General features: G+C 56.7%; 15 protein-coding genes and 1 tRNA gene. 4 read left to right on the plus strand and 12 right to left on the minus strand.

What is annotated here, in order from left to right; genetic code table 11:
• Positions 1-60 precede the first annotated feature (60 nt).
• From TX24_RS00925 to TX24_RS00940, 4 genes are read left to right on the plus strand one after another with little or no spacing between them, the layout of a single operon-like run.
• A complete protein-coding gene (locus TX24_RS00925) occupies positions 61-1,620 on the plus strand; it encodes an MFS transporter (protein WP_057709553.1) in 1,560 nt (519 codons plus the stop codon).
• Positions 1,621-1,628: 8 nt separating this feature from the next.
• A complete protein-coding gene (locus TX24_RS00930; protein WP_240164834.1) occupies positions 1,629-2,603 on the plus strand; it encodes an LLM class oxidoreductase in 975 nt (324 codons plus the stop codon).
• Entirely contained in the window at positions 2,596-3,834 is a 1,239-nt protein-coding gene (locus tag TX24_RS00935) for an MFS transporter (protein ID WP_240164833.1), read from the plus strand. Before TX24_RS00930 ends, TX24_RS00935 begins: the two co-directional genes overlap by 8 nt.
• A 17-nt stretch (positions 3,835-3,851) precedes the next feature.
• Positions 3,852-5,042, plus strand: a complete 1,191-nt coding sequence (locus tag TX24_RS00940; protein ID WP_003187734.1) for an LLM class flavin-dependent oxidoreductase — start codon at positions 3,852-3,854, stop codon at positions 5,040-5,042.
• Positions 5,043-5,085: 43 nt separating this feature from the next.
• Here the strand turns inward: TX24_RS00940 and TX24_RS00945 are convergent, their stop codons facing one another.
• From TX24_RS00945 to TX24_RS01000, 12 genes are all read right to left on the minus strand, one after another.
• On the minus strand, positions 5,086-5,955 hold the full coding sequence (locus TX24_RS00945) for a DUF6282 family protein (protein ID WP_034134675.1): 870 nt from the start codon (positions 5,953-5,955) through the stop codon (positions 5,086-5,088).
• Positions 5,952-6,725, minus strand: a complete 774-nt coding sequence (locus tag TX24_RS00950; protein WP_003187736.1) for an alpha/beta fold hydrolase — start codon at positions 6,723-6,725, stop codon at positions 5,952-5,954. The genes TX24_RS00945 and TX24_RS00950 overlap by 4 nt, the downstream gene beginning before the upstream one ends.
• A 68-nt stretch (positions 6,726-6,793) precedes the next feature.
• The gene (locus TX24_RS00955; RefSeq protein WP_003187738.1) at positions 6,794-7,765 is read right to left on the minus strand and encodes an NAD(P)H-dependent flavin oxidoreductase; all 972 of its coding nucleotides are present in this window, start codon (positions 7,763-7,765) and stop codon (positions 6,794-6,796) included.
• 73 nt (positions 7,766-7,838) lie between these two features.
• Positions 7,839-8,201, minus strand: coding sequence for a hypothetical protein (locus tag TX24_RS00960; protein WP_003187739.1), 363 nt, complete (start codon positions 8,199-8,201; stop codon positions 7,839-7,841).
• 30 nt (positions 8,202-8,231) lie between these two features.
• The gene (locus tag TX24_RS00965) at positions 8,232-8,687 is read right to left on the minus strand and encodes a flavin reductase family protein (RefSeq protein WP_223816913.1); all 456 of its coding nucleotides are present in this window, start codon (positions 8,685-8,687) and stop codon (positions 8,232-8,234) included.
• Positions 8,688-8,791: 104 nt separating this feature from the next.
• Positions 8,792-9,505 (minus strand): RraA family protein, encoded by a 714-nt coding sequence (locus TX24_RS00970; protein WP_003187741.1) that lies wholly within the window; start codon positions 9,503-9,505, stop codon positions 8,792-8,794.
• Positions 9,489-10,679 (minus strand): isocitrate/isopropylmalate dehydrogenase family protein, encoded by a 1,191-nt coding sequence (locus TX24_RS00975; protein WP_034134678.1) that lies wholly within the window; start codon positions 10,677-10,679, stop codon positions 9,489-9,491. Before TX24_RS00975 ends, TX24_RS00970 begins: the two co-directional genes overlap by 17 nt.
• Positions 10,676-11,701: a beta/alpha barrel domain-containing protein gene (locus tag TX24_RS00980; protein WP_034134679.1), complete on the minus strand. Its 1,026-nt coding sequence runs from the start codon at positions 11,699-11,701 to the stop codon at positions 10,676-10,678. Before TX24_RS00980 ends, TX24_RS00975 begins: the two co-directional genes overlap by 4 nt.
• Before the next feature lie 287 nt (positions 11,702-11,988).
• Entirely contained in the window at positions 11,989-12,909 is a 921-nt protein-coding gene (locus TX24_RS00985; protein ID WP_087149706.1) for a LysR family transcriptional regulator, read from the minus strand.
• A 362-nt stretch (positions 12,910-13,271) separates the two neighbouring features.
• Positions 13,272-13,347, minus strand: a tRNA-Thr gene (locus tag TX24_RS00990).
• Positions 13,348-13,835: 488 nt separating this feature from the next.
• Positions 13,836-15,023: a methyltransferase gene (locus TX24_RS00995; RefSeq protein WP_057709555.1), complete on the minus strand. Its 1,188-nt coding sequence runs from the start codon at positions 15,021-15,023 to the stop codon at positions 13,836-13,838.
• Entirely contained in the window at positions 15,004-15,693 is a 690-nt protein-coding gene (locus TX24_RS01000) for an ABC transporter permease (RefSeq protein ID WP_032803763.1), read from the minus strand. The genes TX24_RS00995 and TX24_RS01000 overlap by 20 nt, the downstream gene beginning before the upstream one ends.
• Positions 15,694-15,730: the final 37 nt, after the last annotated feature.

A 15,730-nucleotide genomic window follows, 5' to 3' on the forward strand; every position in this document is an offset into this window, starting at 1 on the left:
CCGCAGACAACTGTGCGCGAAGGACCGACACCTGCGCATATCAATGAAGGAACCATTCAGATGAACTCAACACACAGCGCTCAGACGGCTCCCCCGTTATTGAAGTGGCTGCAGCTTTTCGCAGCTTGCCTCACAGGCGTACTCATTCCGCTTTGCTTTACCGGGCCAGCCGTAGTGCTCTCTTCCATCAGTGCTGCCATGGGTGGATCTGCTGTAGAGCTCAGTTGGGTGGTCAACGCTTATATCCTTACTTATGGCAGCGCCATGATGGCGGCGGGGAGCCTGACGGATATCTATGGACGCAAGCGGGTATGGCTGATTGGCCTGGTCATCTTCGTGTTGTCTACCGTCGCTATTCCCTTTTCTTCGACTGTTTTGCAGATCGACATCCTGCGCCTTGTGCAGGGGTTGGGCGGAGCAGCGGCGTTCGCTGGCGCCATGTCGTCATTGGCCCAGGTGTTCCACGGCGCAGAGCGCACCAAAGTATTCAGTCTGCTCGGTACGACGTTCGGCATTGGGCTAGCCTTCGGCCCGCTGGCCGCGGGAGTATTAGTCGACTCGGCAGGTTGGAAGTGGACGTTCCATGCTACTGCATTGATAGGCATCGCGGGCTTCGTGCTCGTGTGCGTGAGTGCGACGGACTCTAAAGATCCGGTTAACAACGGTATGGATTGGCCGGGAGCTCTGAGCTTTACGGCCGCATTGACGTTGTTTACCTATGGCGTCCTTCTCGCGCCAGAGGATGGTTGGGCCAGTCCCATCGTGTTGGGCTGTGTCGCTGGCGCGATCGTTCTGTTCATGATCTTCGTGGCGATTGAGCGTCGTGTCAGTAGCCCGATGCTCGACCTTTCATTGTTCAAACAAGCCAAATTCGTAGGCGTGCAGATTCTTGCAGCCAGCCCGGCGTTCTTTTTTGTCGTGCTCATTATCATGCTGCCGGCACGATTTATCGGGGTCGATGGACTCAGTGCCCTGCAAACCGGAAAAATGATGATTGCGTTGGCTGCGCCGTTGTTGTTTGTACCGTTTCTAGCGGCCCAGCTCGCGCGTCACTACACCTCAGGGATGCTCTCGGCAGTCGGGCTGGTGTTGGTGGCTGCCGGGCTGTTCTGGCTGGGTGTTGTGCTGGATAGCGGCGCCAGCAATGCAGTGATGCCCATGGCGCTGATCGGTATCGGCATTGGCCTGCCTTGGGGGTTGATGGATGGGATGGCCGTCAGCGTGGTGGAGAAAGAACGTGCGGGAATGGCGACTGGCATTTTCAACGCTGTTCGTGTGTCCGCCGACGGAATAGCGATCGCCATCGCTGGTGCGTTGCTGGCGACGTTTATTCAATGGGGGCTGTTCGACGCCGCTACCCATTTTGCTGTGGATCAGATTATGGGAGCCTCCAGCCGGGCAGCGCTCGGCGATCTGCACAGCGCAGGTAATCAGCTGCCAGGGCAGTCGGAGCTGTTGCGCCTCGAGTATGCGAAAGGGTTTCGGCACCTGCTGTTCATCCTTGGGGCTGGTAGCGTGCTGACGGCCATTGCTGTGTACGCAACACTGGGTCGAGTCAGCGCGCATGATCATCAGCCGGCGGAAGCAGTCCGCCCGGTGATCGTGGGTGACGGCGAATGATTGGCCAGATGCAAACGAGCGACGATTCCAATCGAACTCACCCTGCGTTTTCACGTGTGTTTGCGCCTGGCCATCTTACGTTTGGGCTGATCGCGCCGCTGGAAGGGTATCCCGATCGCATGGCACCCACCATGCAGGATCATGTCGATCTGGCGCGCCAAGCCGACATCGCGGGTTTCTCCGCGATATGGCTGCGCGACGTGCCCTTGCTGGACCCGGAGTTCGGGGACGCGGGGCAGATGTTCGATCCGCTGGTGTACGCCGCTCACTTAGGCGTGGTTACTAGACGTATCTGCATCGGCACTGCCGGCGTGGTGTTGACGTTGCGCGATCCCTTGATGGTTGCCAAGCAAGCCGCGACCCTTGATGTGTTACTGCAGGGGCGCTTTCTGCTTGGGCTCTCAACGGGTGATCGGCCCAGCGAATACCCAGCGTTCAGCCGGGAGTTCGACAATCGTGCAGAGCGTTTCAGGGAGGGTTGCGAAGTGCTGCGTATAGCGACCCAACAGGCGTTTCCCACGTACGAGTTTTGCCACTATGGCAGGCTCGACGGCACCCTGGATTTGCTTCCAAAGCCCTGGTCTACGGCAATGCCGATGCTTGCCGTTGGCCGTTGTGGTCAAGACATGAAGTGGTTGGCGTCGAATATGGATGGATGGCTCTGGCACCAGAGTGACTTTGGCAGCCTGCCCAATTTGATTGAGCAGTGGAGGTCTTGTTCTGCGCCAGGAACGTTCAAGCCATATGGTTATGCGACATTCTTCAATCTGGAAGAAAATCCCGACGCTCCGTTGAAGGTGGGGCGAGGCATAAGCACCGGACGCAATGCGCTTATTGATTTGTGGGAGCGACAACAAGCGCAAGGTGTTTCACATGTCGCATTGAACCTGAAGCCGTTACGTCGCCCTGCCAAAGATGTCTTACAGGAGCTAGCAGAATATGTGCTGCCGCATTTTCCAGCCCAGGGAGCAAACCTTGTCTGAACAAAACGCGCCGTCAGCTCAGGACTTGTTGAATCAAAGCATGGTTGTCCCACGCAGTCCGCTACGTATGTGGCTGGCAGGTTGGATGGTGGTGTCGGTGTTTATTCTGTCCAATACCGCGACCCCGCTCTATGTCGTGTGGCAGGGGCAACTCGGGTTTGCATCTTCGACCCTCACGTTAATATTCGCGGCCTATATTCTGGGGCTATTGCTCAGTTTGCTGGTTGCCGGGCAAGTCTCTGACCGCTACGGGCGCAGGGTGGTACTCCTGCCGGGCCTGGTCTGCGCGATGTCGGCTGCATGGTTATTCAAGTCCGCCGAATCGGTGGAGAGTTTGCTGTTCGCAAGGCTGCTTACAGGTATTGCCGTAGGGATCATTGTCTCGGCGGGGATGGCAAGTGTGGTGGATCAAGGAGGTCTACCGCGGCGAAGGTTATCTTCGCTAGTGGCCTCGATGTCAATGGTGCTGGGAGCAGGTCTCGGGCCCTTGCTGGCTGGCAGCTTTGCCACGTTTGCAAGTCAGCCGATCGAAAAGGTGTTTACCTTGGAGCTAGGGATACTTGCACTCGCTTTCCTGATCGCCTGGACGATGCCAGACGAAGCCAATAAGGCCCAGCCAATAGGCCATGCAAAATGGAAGTTCCCTTCGGTCGAGCGACATCATCGCCTTCACATACTGTTAGGAATCGCGCTGTTCGGTCCTGGCATTACAGCAACCTCATTTGTCTTGTCGTTAGGGCCATCGCTATTGGCAAGTCTGCTTAACATCAAGACGCCGCTGATGGCAGGAGCCACTGCGTTTCTAATGTTCATCTCGGCTTTCGTCGTCCAGATGGCGCTGCGCCGACGCACTGTGGAACATATCTTCTATTTCAGTGCCACTGCGACCTTCTTCTCGATGCTGGGTATCTGCACTGCGATAGCGATTTCCTCTCCCGTCGTCCTGATTATCGCCGCCTTGCTAGCGGGTGCGGGTCAGGGGCTGGGGCAGTTGGGAGGATTGACGTTAATCGCGTTAAGGATATCGGACAACAAGCGAGCGCAGGCTAACGCATTGCTCAATATGGGGGGCTATGTCCCTGCAGGTCTGCTGCCTGTAGCAACAGGTTTCCTGATCGATCGAACTGACTTGGCCTTCGGCGCTTATACGCTGGCGGGTCTGCTCGCTAGCTGTGCCCTGCTCGCCGCCTGGTTTGTTGCGAGAAATAAGCAAGAAGTTCACCACTACTGACGACCTGGGAGGTCATCATGCGCACGACAAAGTCCACCCCTGTAAAACCTAATCCAATGCGTGTCAGTCGTAACAAGATGCAACTAGGGGTATTTTCTACGAACACCGAGGGCGGCTGTACGGTGACGAATGCGCCCGAGCGGATTCGCGGGGATGACTGGGCGGGCAATCTGGAAATTGCAAAAGACGCGGACCGGGCAGGGTTTGAAGCGTTCATTCCGGTAGGCCGTTGGAAAGGCTTTGGTGGTGCCAACAACACCGGTGGCGTGTGTTACGAAACTTACACTTGGGCGGCGGGCATTGCCGCATTGACCGATCAGATCGCAGTGTTCACCACCTCGCACTTACCCACTGTGCACCCTCTGTTTGCCGCCAAACAGGCGGTTACGATTGACCACATCAGCGGCGGACGATTTGGCCTGAATATTTTGTGTGGCTGGTACGGCGCTGAGATGAGGATGTTCAGCGGTCACATGATGGAACACGACAAGCGATATGACTACGCTGAGGAATGGTTGCACATCGCGCAGAACGCCTGGCAGCAGCAGACGCCTTTTGATTTCAAAGGTGAGTACTTCACGATCTGCGACGCGATCTCTCAGCCACAGCCACTCAACAAGCCTTACCTTATCAACGCTGGCGGCTCCCCACGTGGAAAAAGGTTTTGTGCAGAACATTGTGATGCTGCGTTCTTGATCATCAAGCATTTGGATGGCGAAGCGGCGGTGCGTGAACAGATCGCGTCCTACAAGGATCTGGCCAAAAATGAGTTCGGCAGAGACCTCAAGATCTGGTGCTATGGCTACGTTGTTCAAAAAGACACTCAGGAAGAAGCTGAGGCGTACCTGGATTATTACGCCAACCAAATGGGCGACGATGAAGGATGTGACATCATCACGACCGAGTTGGGCATTCAGACCGGGATTTTCACTCCCGAGGATGCGGTTCGGTTCCGTTTCCACTTCAAGGCCGGTTTTGCCGGCGTACCGTTAGTGGGCACGCCAGAACAGATTGTAGAGCTCTTCAAGAAATATTCAGACTGGGGCATTGATGGCATCGCTCTCACCTGGTTGGACTACCACCAAGGCATCAAGGACTTCGTAGCGGGCGTTCAACCGCTCATGGAAGCGGCAGGTTTGCGCGAGCCGTTCCTCAGTGATGCATCGCCCGTGCTCAACGAGGCGCGCGAAGCTGTGGAAATGGTGTGATCGCTGGCCCCCAGGCGAATGCACCTGGGGGCCCAACTCCCGTTTAGAGCTCCAACATTTTCTGCGGATTGGCAAGGGTCACTTGCACGCGGCGAGCGTTATCCAGCTCAAACGTGTCAAACCACCGCTGGCTTTGTTCGAGCCAGTCGTTGACGTCCATCTGGCTCGTTTGGCCCAAATCTGAGCTGTAGACAACATTGGGGACGGTCGATAGCACCTCGCGAAAGTCGTCTTCTTGTTGATAGCCTAAAAGATAGGTGAGGGCGGTCTGCTCAATGAATACGTTAGGAGCCGTGGCGATCTCCAAAAGCTCGGCAGCCTTCAAATCAGTCAATGGATTGGCCGGCTGGTTGAGCATCAGGCGCGGCACGCCCAATCGAACAGATTCATCTACCAGAGCACGTACCTCGCGAGCGTCAGCGTGGCCGGTAGAAATGACCAGGGGGTAATCACACGCCATCTTGAGTATGTCCAGGGCCTGGGGCGTCAAGCGCCCGGCGTCTGTTGTGACGCGCAGAGGCTTGATGGGTTTACTTACCAACAATGGATGGCTGACATTTCGCGCGAGGGTACTGGTGTGCTTTCGTCCTGTCACCGTCGGGAAGTGCACAATGAAGCGTCCCGGTTCGTCGCCGCGCATGCACAGGCTACGCTCCACCACCCTGAAGTCCACACCGCCTGCAATCTCATTCAAAACCAAGGAACCACTGACAGGGAAACCCTGTGAGCGCGCTTCCCAGGCCTGCGCGGCAGTGCAGCCCAAGTGGTTTTTCAATACCACCCGGCCGTTGGCCGCTGCGTACAGTTTTCCGGCATCTATTGCGCCATGGCGGCGAACGAACGCGTCCGGGTTCGCGTGGTAGTGCAGGTCGATAAAGTTCAGGGAATGGCTGGTGTCTTTGAGCGCGTTCATGCCGCGTGTTCCGAGCGAGGTATAAGAAAAGTGTCGATAGCGTTCACAACCGAATCGAGATCGTCAGCCAACGGCCGCATGCCTCCCGCTCTTATGCACAGTGTGCGTTGGTGGGGTCCAGAGGTGCGTACCACGTGCGGTTGGTTGACAAGTTGGGAGCGCTCGCCAAAAACGCTCAGAACCCTTCCTTGGTATGCCAGTAGACTGTGACTGAGATCGATACCGGCTAACAACCCAAAACCACCTGAGAGGCGCTGCCCCTGTATTTCAAGATCAACACTGTTTTGGGTTTCTGGACTTTGCTGGGGGTGTTTGCCTTCGGGTAGGACGAGTGCATCCAGCAGACGCTTGGCCTCTTCAACGTGGCCAAGCTGTGCAAGTTCCGCCATTCTTCCAAGCCTGGCATCCAATATAGCGTCGGCTTTGGCTGGGGAAGAGAGCAGCAACAGAGCCGCCGTTGACGCAAGCGAGGAGGTACGGACCAGTTCCAGCGCCAGCGCGCCGCCCAAGGCGACACCGACAAGCACGTCGGGTATGCCCCAGGGTTGCAGCAACTCAGCCCAACGCTCACTGAAAGTGTTCAGCGTCTCATCGCAGGCAACGGGTATCGAGAGCGAATCAAACACCACCACCCGATAGCCTGCGCTGAGAAAATGACCTGTCAGCGGCGCGATAAAGGCGCCCTCGTCCCATGTGGGCATGACGGGGGAAAGTACAAAAACGCACTGTTTTCCTTGCCCATACACTTTGAATTGCACGTCCTGGTTCATTGTTTCGCTCCTGCAGAAATAACAAAGCCTACTTTTACAAGCAGGCCGGTTGTGCCCCGTGAGTCCGTTTAGAGGGTGCGTCCCAGCTTGGCGACAGTATCGGCATAGCCCTTGAGGGTGGCCTCGACTATCGAGCGCGCCGGCTGTACGTCCTTGATCAGATCGGCCACCTCGCCTGCCCAGATCGCTTTAGTCCCTACGTCGTCTGTTGCCAGTGCCCGTTCGTACTGGGGCCGCAACTCATCAAGGGCCAGCGAGAACGCCTGCTCGTTACCAACCCACGACTCGGAAAACTGGTTCGCGATCGCCCGACCGCTGTACTCTGCGGGCCAAGATATTCCGCGCACATCATCAAAGATGCGAGTTCTGACGGTGTCGCTTGCGACGGCGTGGAGCAGCCTGTTTTTCACACGCTCAGAGGGAAGCGCTTCGTCGCAGGCCAGGAATCGCGTTCCCATCATTACCCCGTCCATTCCGAGTGCCATGGCGGCGGCCATTCCTCGGCCATCAGCTATCCCACCTGTTCCGATCAGGATTACGCTCTCGCCCACGGCATCGCGAACTGCCGGGAACAAAGGCATGGAGGATCTGCGCAAGCTGTGCCCCCCAGCTTCTGCACCCTGCACGATCAATGCATCGGCACCGGCGTCGAGAGCGTATAACGCCTGGTCAACGTCATGTACTTGCACGATGACTTTGGCGTTCGCTTGATGAATGGGCTCGATAAATGGACGAGCGTCACCAAAGGACAGCGCTACAACCTGCGGGCCGAACTCCAGTGCCAAATGCAGTAGCTCGAAACGTTTCGCCACCGTGAACATGACCAGCCCGACGCCCCAGGGCTTGTTCAAATCCTGCATGAGCGACAACTGTTGAACCATCCAGTCAGGATCTCCGTAGCTTGCTCCCACCAGGCCTAGCCCCCCTGCGTTTGAAACGGCGGCTGCCAGGTGTCCTCCTGATGCACCTCCCATCGGTGCGAGGACCAGTGGGTGCTGGATGCCCAAGAAGGTTGTCAATGCTGAACGGATTGCGGCCATAACTTCTTCCTTGATCGAATATTGAATAGGCTTGGGTATTGCGCAGCGCCAAGCGCTGCGCATGCGATTGCAGTTAGCCGACAGTTTCGCGGGCGGTGGCAGGGGTGATGTAGGTGGCGACGGTGTACAAGTGATATTCCCAGGTACCGGTTTCTTTCAAGCGCGAATAACGTGATAAAAACTCTTCGTCGATGAAAAGCGATTCGAACTGCCCACGATCGCTCCACTGAGCCTGGTTGATGACCGTCTTGCCGTCTGTGCTCTTCATCAAACGGCTCCACTGAAAGGCACTGTACGTTCGCGCAACATAGTTGACCGTGTCCTCCAGTATTTCCACCGCGAGGTCCTGCGCGCCTTCTTCAACATGCACCACATTCACGAGATAAATCGCGGTGTCATCGGAAACAGATTGAGGATCAAACAATTCCATTTTCATGATTATCTTCCAATAGTGAAAAACGCGTGTTCAAGGCATTACAGGTATGGAACCTGTGGGTTTCCCGTCCTGCCAGAGCAGTGGAGTGATGTCTTGCGCCACGACAAGGTCGTCGACGTGACCGATGATTATTTCGTGGGTTCCATGGCTCATGCGTTGGGCAACGGTGCAGAAAAGAGAAGCCTGGGCACTGGGCAGATACGGTAGGCCGTTGGAGTGTTGCCAGTCGGCTGTCTCGAACCGGGCAGGGCCGGTGACTGCGCCACCAAAAACCTTCACCAAGTCCTCTTGGCCAACCCGAAGCAAGTTCACCGAAAACCTTCCATGACCAATCAGAGGCCTGTACATGCTTGCCCCGTGATTAATGCAGACAAGGATGGAGGAAGGGTCTGTACACACCGACGTTACGGCGGTTGCAGCCATCCCAAAAGGTGCGCCCTCATGTTCAGTCGCAATAAGAGTGACCGTGGAGGTCAGGCGACGCATCGCTTTCTTGAACTCTTGAGTGACTGAACCCTTGTCTGTGAAGCAGTGCGGTTTCAACGGCGTGCTCAAGACCCTGGCGCTGGCGGATAGCTCATGCGAAAGGCTCATTGGGCTAACTCCGCTTCTACCTTCTGAGCAGCACCCAACCAAGGCTGGTCGTAGCGGTAGGTCTTGCGAGCCTCCTCTAATGAGGCCCCCGCGGTTATCGCTCCGATAATCTGGCGTTCGGTGTGTTCTACGGCACGCGCACGGCGAATAACTTCGGCCGCTATATGCTGCGCAATGACAAGGCAGCCGCTGCCATCGCAGACCAGCAGGTCTCCAGGATTGACGGTGACGCCACCGATCTCAAGCGAGACCTGCACCGCTTTGAGCTGAGTCCGGTTTTTTGCGGACTGCATGAACCGTCCGCGGCTGAACAGGGGATACCCCAGCTTGACGACGGTATCGATGTCCCTGGCCACTCCATCAATTACAGTGCCTTTTATGCCTCTGGCCACGGCGAAGTGCGTCATGATATCGCCCCATACCGTGCAGTCTTGGCGCCCCGCATTGGAGCTGACGATCACGGCTCCAGGCGGGACCTGATCAATATAATTGGCCGCATTTTTGAACCCATGAGAATCTCCGACCGGCTCATACTGGACGGTAAAAGCAATGCCCACGCAGCGACTACCAGGAACTTGGGTGGTGATGCCCAGAAGGCCGCCAGAAACGCCAAGGCTGTCCAGGGCATCGGACAGTGACGCGGTATCCAATTGTTCGCATTCGTCCAGCAATGCTTGAGAGAGTTGGACCGATTCAAAGAGCTTGGGCATGTGTTGCTCCCAGGGGTGAGGTTGGAACGCAAGGTTGGGCCCAGTTCAGCGCGGCCATGGAAACGCATTCTCCAATAATGGCTTCGCCAACCTGCGCGGTGGAGTGCGACCCCCCCATGTCATAGGTGCGCACGCTTGAACGCGCCACCCGGCTGACCGCCGCCGTCACGTATTGTGCTTCCTGCGGATAACCCAGATGCTCGAGCATCAGAGCGATGGTCATGAACATCGCGCTGGGATTGGCTTTGTTGAGCCCTGCATGGGCCGGAGCGCTGCCGTGGACCGGCTCGAAATATGCGCCCAGCTTTCCGAAGTTCCCACTCGGGGCGAAACCCAGGCCACCCATGACGCCTGCGCCGAGATCAGAAAGGATATCGCCGAACATATTCTCAGCCACTACAACGGAGAAACGCTCCGGGCGTTGCACCATCCAAAGCGCTACTGCGTCCACGTTCTCGATTACGCCCTCAATGCCAGGGTATCCCTGGGCGACACTTTCAAATACACCTCGAGTGAAAGCGCTGCTGTGACGAAGTACCATGGGTTTGTCTACGAAGGTGACCCGGTCGAATCCATGCCGGGACGCATAGTCAAATGCGTATTCGAAGATGCGCTCAAGCCCGCTGCGCGTTTGTAGGCGCACGGAAATGGTCGCGTCCTCCTGCCCTTCACGACGCCATGGCGCGCCCAATGCTTCCCGCTCTTGCAGCAAGGGCAGGAATTGATCAGGTATCCGTCCATAATCCAGACCGGCGTACAGCCCTTCAGTGTTTTCCCGGATGACGACAAAACGGAATCGATTTTCGCCCGTGATGTCAGTGACCGGCCGCACGTTTGCGTAAAGATCCAGGTTTTGCCTTAGCTGGATCACCGGGCTTACATAGCGGCGGTTCTGCCCCTGAAGATGAGGGGGCAGCTCTGCTTCTGTTTCGGCAAGGGGTTTGCTAGTGATGGCGCCTAACAAGGTGGCGTCGCACTGATTGATCTTTTCCCAGGTTTCATCCGGAACGGTATTGCCCTCCCGCTTCCAGCATTCCCAACCGATGTCCCCGAACTCGAGATCGAACGGCAGGTTCAAGGCCTTAAGGACTGGCAGTGCGGCCTCCATGACTTCGATGCCAATACCGTCACCGGGAAGCACACAAATACGCTTGCGTGTGAGGTAGTCGCTCATCCAGCTATCTCCTGTGCGGTCATGGTGTCGCGCCCGTAAACATTCGCGATGGCTCTGGGTGCAAGGCGTGCGACCTGATCCTGTTGATGCATGATTTCAAGAGCACGATACTCGGACGTCAGTTGAAAGCGCTCGACGGTTTCTTGCATGCGTTTTGTACTGTCGAACGGGAAGTTATACGCCCCCATAATGATGTCCAGCAGAGGGCTTGGGATGTTGTTGAATGGGATAGACGCCGCGGTCAGGTTCGAAAGTTCAAGAACCTTGACGAGGTCAAATCCATGATTAGTGCCAATGCGCTCGAGATAGGCGACGAGCATGCTCAAGTGCAAGTTGCCGGCCCCTTTCCCCATCCCGCATATGGACGTGTCGATGTACTCGGCGCCCGATTCGATGGCAGCGGCTGCGTTAGCCAGAGCCATTGAAAGATTGTTATGGGCGTGGAAGCCCAATGGCACTGCCAGTCGGTTGGAGAGACGACTGATCAGTCGATCAACATCGCTTGGGAGCATGTGCCCATTAGAGTCTGCGAAACAGATGATGTCTGCGCCAGCGCCCTCAGCGCGCACCGAGGTGTCAATGACGGCACTGAGCGTTTGTGCCGTCACATGGGTGACATTGGCACTAACGCTGAAACCGTAATCGCGAGCGAGTGAAAGAGTGGCAAGCCCTTCGGTCAACTGCTCTCGGCGTAAGCAGACTCGGATCATCGAGACGCCCTGCTCCTTGAGCATGGCGAAATCCTCGTTACCCACGTTTTTAGGGTGGACCATCACCGCAAGCTCGATTCGGCCACCGCCAGCCTGGCGAACGCGCTCAATAAAATCAGCATTTATATTGCTCGTCAGTCCATGCTCAACTTTGGGCGCGAACGACCCCCTGCAATAACCAACCTCACATACATTAATCCCGGCCTCTGCCAAGCTTGATGTTATTACCAGGGCCTGTTCGTCCGTGAAGTTGAAATTATTGCGATATCCTCCGTCACGCAGCGTGACGTCCACAACTTTTACTTTCCCCATGATAATTTCTCCTGCGGTTGATGGCAGTTAAGAGGTGGGCACACATTTGACCGAAGATAGTTAATCCCCCCTTTATTTTTTTTGTAGGGGGTGACCTTCGTTGGGTATATAGAGCCAGCCGAAACTCATTGCAGTTCGGTCTTGCAAGCACCTGTTGAGGTGTTCGGTATTGATCCTCGTCAATACGTGTAGTTTTGTAAACGTGCGTTAATCACCGGTGCCTGTGAATTTTTTCCCATACTGGATCAACGCCGACTGACACAGGGCGCTTGATCAGCTTGTTGCCTTTAATCATTGTCGTAGAAGCAGGCCTCAACGTAATTCATGGCGGCCTGGATTGAGGGGATCGCACGGAAGTCTTCGTGCACCCCTAGCCAGACGTCCACCATCAACGGGTCTGCGAGCTCAAGCCGGCAAAGCTGTGAGCTATGTTGCACTGCGAAGCTGGGCAGCAGCGCAATACCCACGCCGGCCTCGGCTGCCCGGACCTGCAGCTCGACCGTTTTCGCTTTGAGGACGCATGGACGATCCCCGACAATTTTTTTTAGCCAGTCATTTTGAGGAAGTGTCATGGCTTCGGCTTCGTAGCCGATGAACTCATATTGCTCGGGGGAGCGGTCTTGGAGATAGGTCTTGGCGCCATAGAATGAAAAGGAGGCCGAACCTATCCGCCGCGCGACAATGCCAATTTGGCGAGGCTTGGCGAAGCGAATGCACAGATGTGTCTGGCACTTGGACAGAGACGAATACTGGCTATCGCCTAGAAGACGCAAAACTATGTTCGGATGCGTTGACCGGAAACGTCCTAGGTTGGGGATCAGTTTCTCGGAGGTAACGGAAGGCGGGGCGCTGACCGTCACCTCGACAACTTGCTGGGTTTGCGCGGCTGCGACAGCCAGACGTTCAATCGCCTCCGTTTGAGTCTCGATCTGTTTTCCCAGGTCTGCGAGTTTGCGCCCGACCGTTGTAAGTTCGTACAGGCGCTTTCTACGATCAACTAATTTTACACTGAGTGATTTTTCAAGCGCCGCGATACGTCGAGAAACAGTAGCATGCTCGACGCCCAAGACACGCGCCGCTCCACTCAAGGAGTTCACTTGGGAGAACGCCACGAAGTAACGGAGGTCTTCCCAGTTTAAATGTGCTGTTTGACAGGATATAGCTGGCTCTGCATTCGACGCGATTCTATTCCTGGATGCTATATTCATTTAATATTTCCTTATATCAATAGCAACGGTAAAAAATGTCGGGCACAACCGACGGAGTAGTAATTATCCAGGCAGGCTCAATGCTGGATAAGTCCTATTGGATCCAATGTGGAAACTGAATCGCATCGATGTTATGTGTTTGCGCAGGGTCTATGTGCGTCGCAAATGTCAGATCACAAAGGACAAAACTGTCCGATATTTTGGTGACTCGCGATGTGTTTTTCTGGTAGGGGGGGGCGATGCAATTGGCAGCTGTCGAGCGGCGATAGGAGGTTACCGCGTCATCGGAGTGCGCTGAAGTGTAGTGCTTAATTTCCAAACCGCAGAAACTACAAAGCCCCGCATTGCGGGGCTTCGAGATATGGTGCCGGCACCAGGAGTCGAACCCGGGACCTACTGATTACAAGTCAGTTGCTCTACCAACTGAGCTATACCGGCGTGTTAGGGCGACGATTATAGCGATTGGAAAGGTTCTGTAAACCCCTGAATTCTGACTATTTTTGCAAAATCGAAGGTTTCTCGCGATTAGCGCGTTTCCCCCGTGTCTTCACAGGTTGAAAAGCACACGCAAAGTTCGGCTCCAGCTCGCGCAGCAGATCAAGACCAATAGGTTCCAGACCCCCTCCTAACCAGATGTCCAACGAGCTTTACCCCCTTGTCGAACACGCCAAAACAGCCCGCATAAAGCGCCCGTTATGCGCCTGGCACCAGATGCTTATGCACAATCGGTTGGTAACAGCTGTCACGAAACAGCCATTTTGTGCAGCAGTTCTCAACACGCTGCAACTGCCTGTTTTGTGTGCACTTTATTTTGTGAACAAAAAATGACCAGATTGGCTTTTGGCGTGAAGGGCCGGTATCTACGGCCTCTGTAAAGAATTCATCAACAGAGTTATCCACAGGTCGTGTGTAGGATTTTTTGCCCTTTATTGGCGCTCGGCCAGCACCATCAAGTTGCGCGGGGTCAACGACGATTCGCAGAAGCTGCCGACCTCGACGTTGTAGCCCTGTTCCACCATAAACAGTGCCCGATCCAGCACCAACCACAGTTCCAATGGGCGTCGAAACAAGCCTCTCACGAGTTCCAGGTTGCGCACCTCGGCCAGGCGCTGCCAGCCGTGGGCCTCAAGTGCCGGCCAATCCTGTTCGCCTGTGGATAAGCCTTTGAGGCTTGCCAATTCCTGGCAATAGTCGGCAAAGGGTTTGTTCAGCCAACTGGCGGGCAGGGAGGGTGTTGGCAGGTAGTCGTCGCAGCCCCGCAGTTGCCGTTGCAGTTGGTCAAAGCCCAAGCGCCGGGCCATGGAGGTGTCCCGTTGTTGGCGTACACGGTTGCCGGCGGTGACGGTTTCGCTCAGGGGCAGGCCCAGGTCATCAATCGACAGCTGTAGCAATGAGGCGCGCCCGGCGGCGGAAAGGGCCTGATAACTGTCGGCGGTGATGCGGTTGTAGCAGCAGGGCGCTAATGCCAGTTGTTTGCAGCCGGCGGCGCTGGCCAGTTGCAGCAGGCGCACGTGCAGGTCGCCGCAGGCGTGCAGGGCGACGGGTGTGTGTTCGGGCTGGATCGCGACATCCGCCATTACGTCTTGCAGATGATGGGTTGCGGGCAGGCCGTGGCGATCACTCAAGGCTTGGCCGGAGGCGATCAGGGCGGGGTCGTATTCCAGGCAGGTCAGATGTTGGCCGGGTTGCAGCAGGCGACGGCCTAGGTGGCCTTTGCCGGCGCACCAGTCCAGCCAGTGGGCGGGCGTTTGGGCAAAGGTCAGCGCGGCGCCGAAGGCTTCGATCTGTTGCCATTTGCGCCCGGGCACGTCGACATTCAGGCGATGGCGAGCGGGTTCAACGGCGTGTGTGGGCAACTTATCCACAGTGCCGAGGCGCAGCGCGTCAGCGGCCAGTTGTGGAAAAGGCGCGGGCGCGGGCAGGTCGTGGGGGTGGTTGTGACTGGCTTCGGCCTCGGCCAGCGAGCGCTGGCGCAGCCATTGGGATAAGGCTGGGTGCACGGTTTCCCAGGGCAACTGCAGCTGGGTAAAGGGCCGTGGTCCCCACAGCCCTTGGTGTTCGGTCAGGAATGCATCCAGTGCCTGGAAGCGTGCCTCAACGTCCTTGGCATGCATCGACGCGCAGCCATTTTTCCAGCAGTTTGAAGCCGCGTACCAGTACGTAGGCCATCAGCAGGTAGAACAGCCCGGCGGCGAAGAAGATCTCGACCGGCAGGTAGGTGCGGGCAATGATGGTGCGCGCCATGCCGGTCAGTTCCAGCAGAGTCACGGTGCTGGCCAGGGCGCTGGCCTTGAGCATCAGGATCACTTCGTTGCTGTAGGCCGGCAGGCCGATGCGCGAGGCGCGGGGCAGGATGATGTAGAACAGCGTCTTGGGCTTGGACATGCCCAGGGCGCGCGCCGCTTCGATTTCGCCAGGCGGAATGGCCTGGATCGCACCGCGCAGGATCTCGGCAATATAGGCGGCGGTGTGCAGGGTCATGGTGGCGGTGGCGCACCAGAACGGGTCTCGCAGGTACGGCCACATGAAGCTGTTGCGCACGGCGTCGAACTGCGCCAAGCCGTAATACACCAGGAACAACTGCACCAGCAGCGGCGTGCCACGAAAGAAGAAAATGTAGCCGTAGGGCAGGGCGCTCACGTACCAGCGGCGCGAAGAGCGGGCGATGCCGAGTGGGATCGCCAGCAGCAGGCCGGCGATCACGGCGATTGCCACCAGCTCCAGGGTCAGTGTGGCGCCCTGGGCCAACTTCGGCAGCCACTTGATGATCACGGCCCAGTTCAGGCCCAGGTCAAAGTGCGATAACCAGCTGTAGTCGCCG

It is taken from the genome of Pseudomonas lactis, from assembly GCF_001439845.1.
In the GTDB taxonomy this organism is placed as follows: Bacteria; Pseudomonadota; Gammaproteobacteria; order Pseudomonadales; family Pseudomonadaceae; genus Aquipseudomonas; species Aquipseudomonas lactis.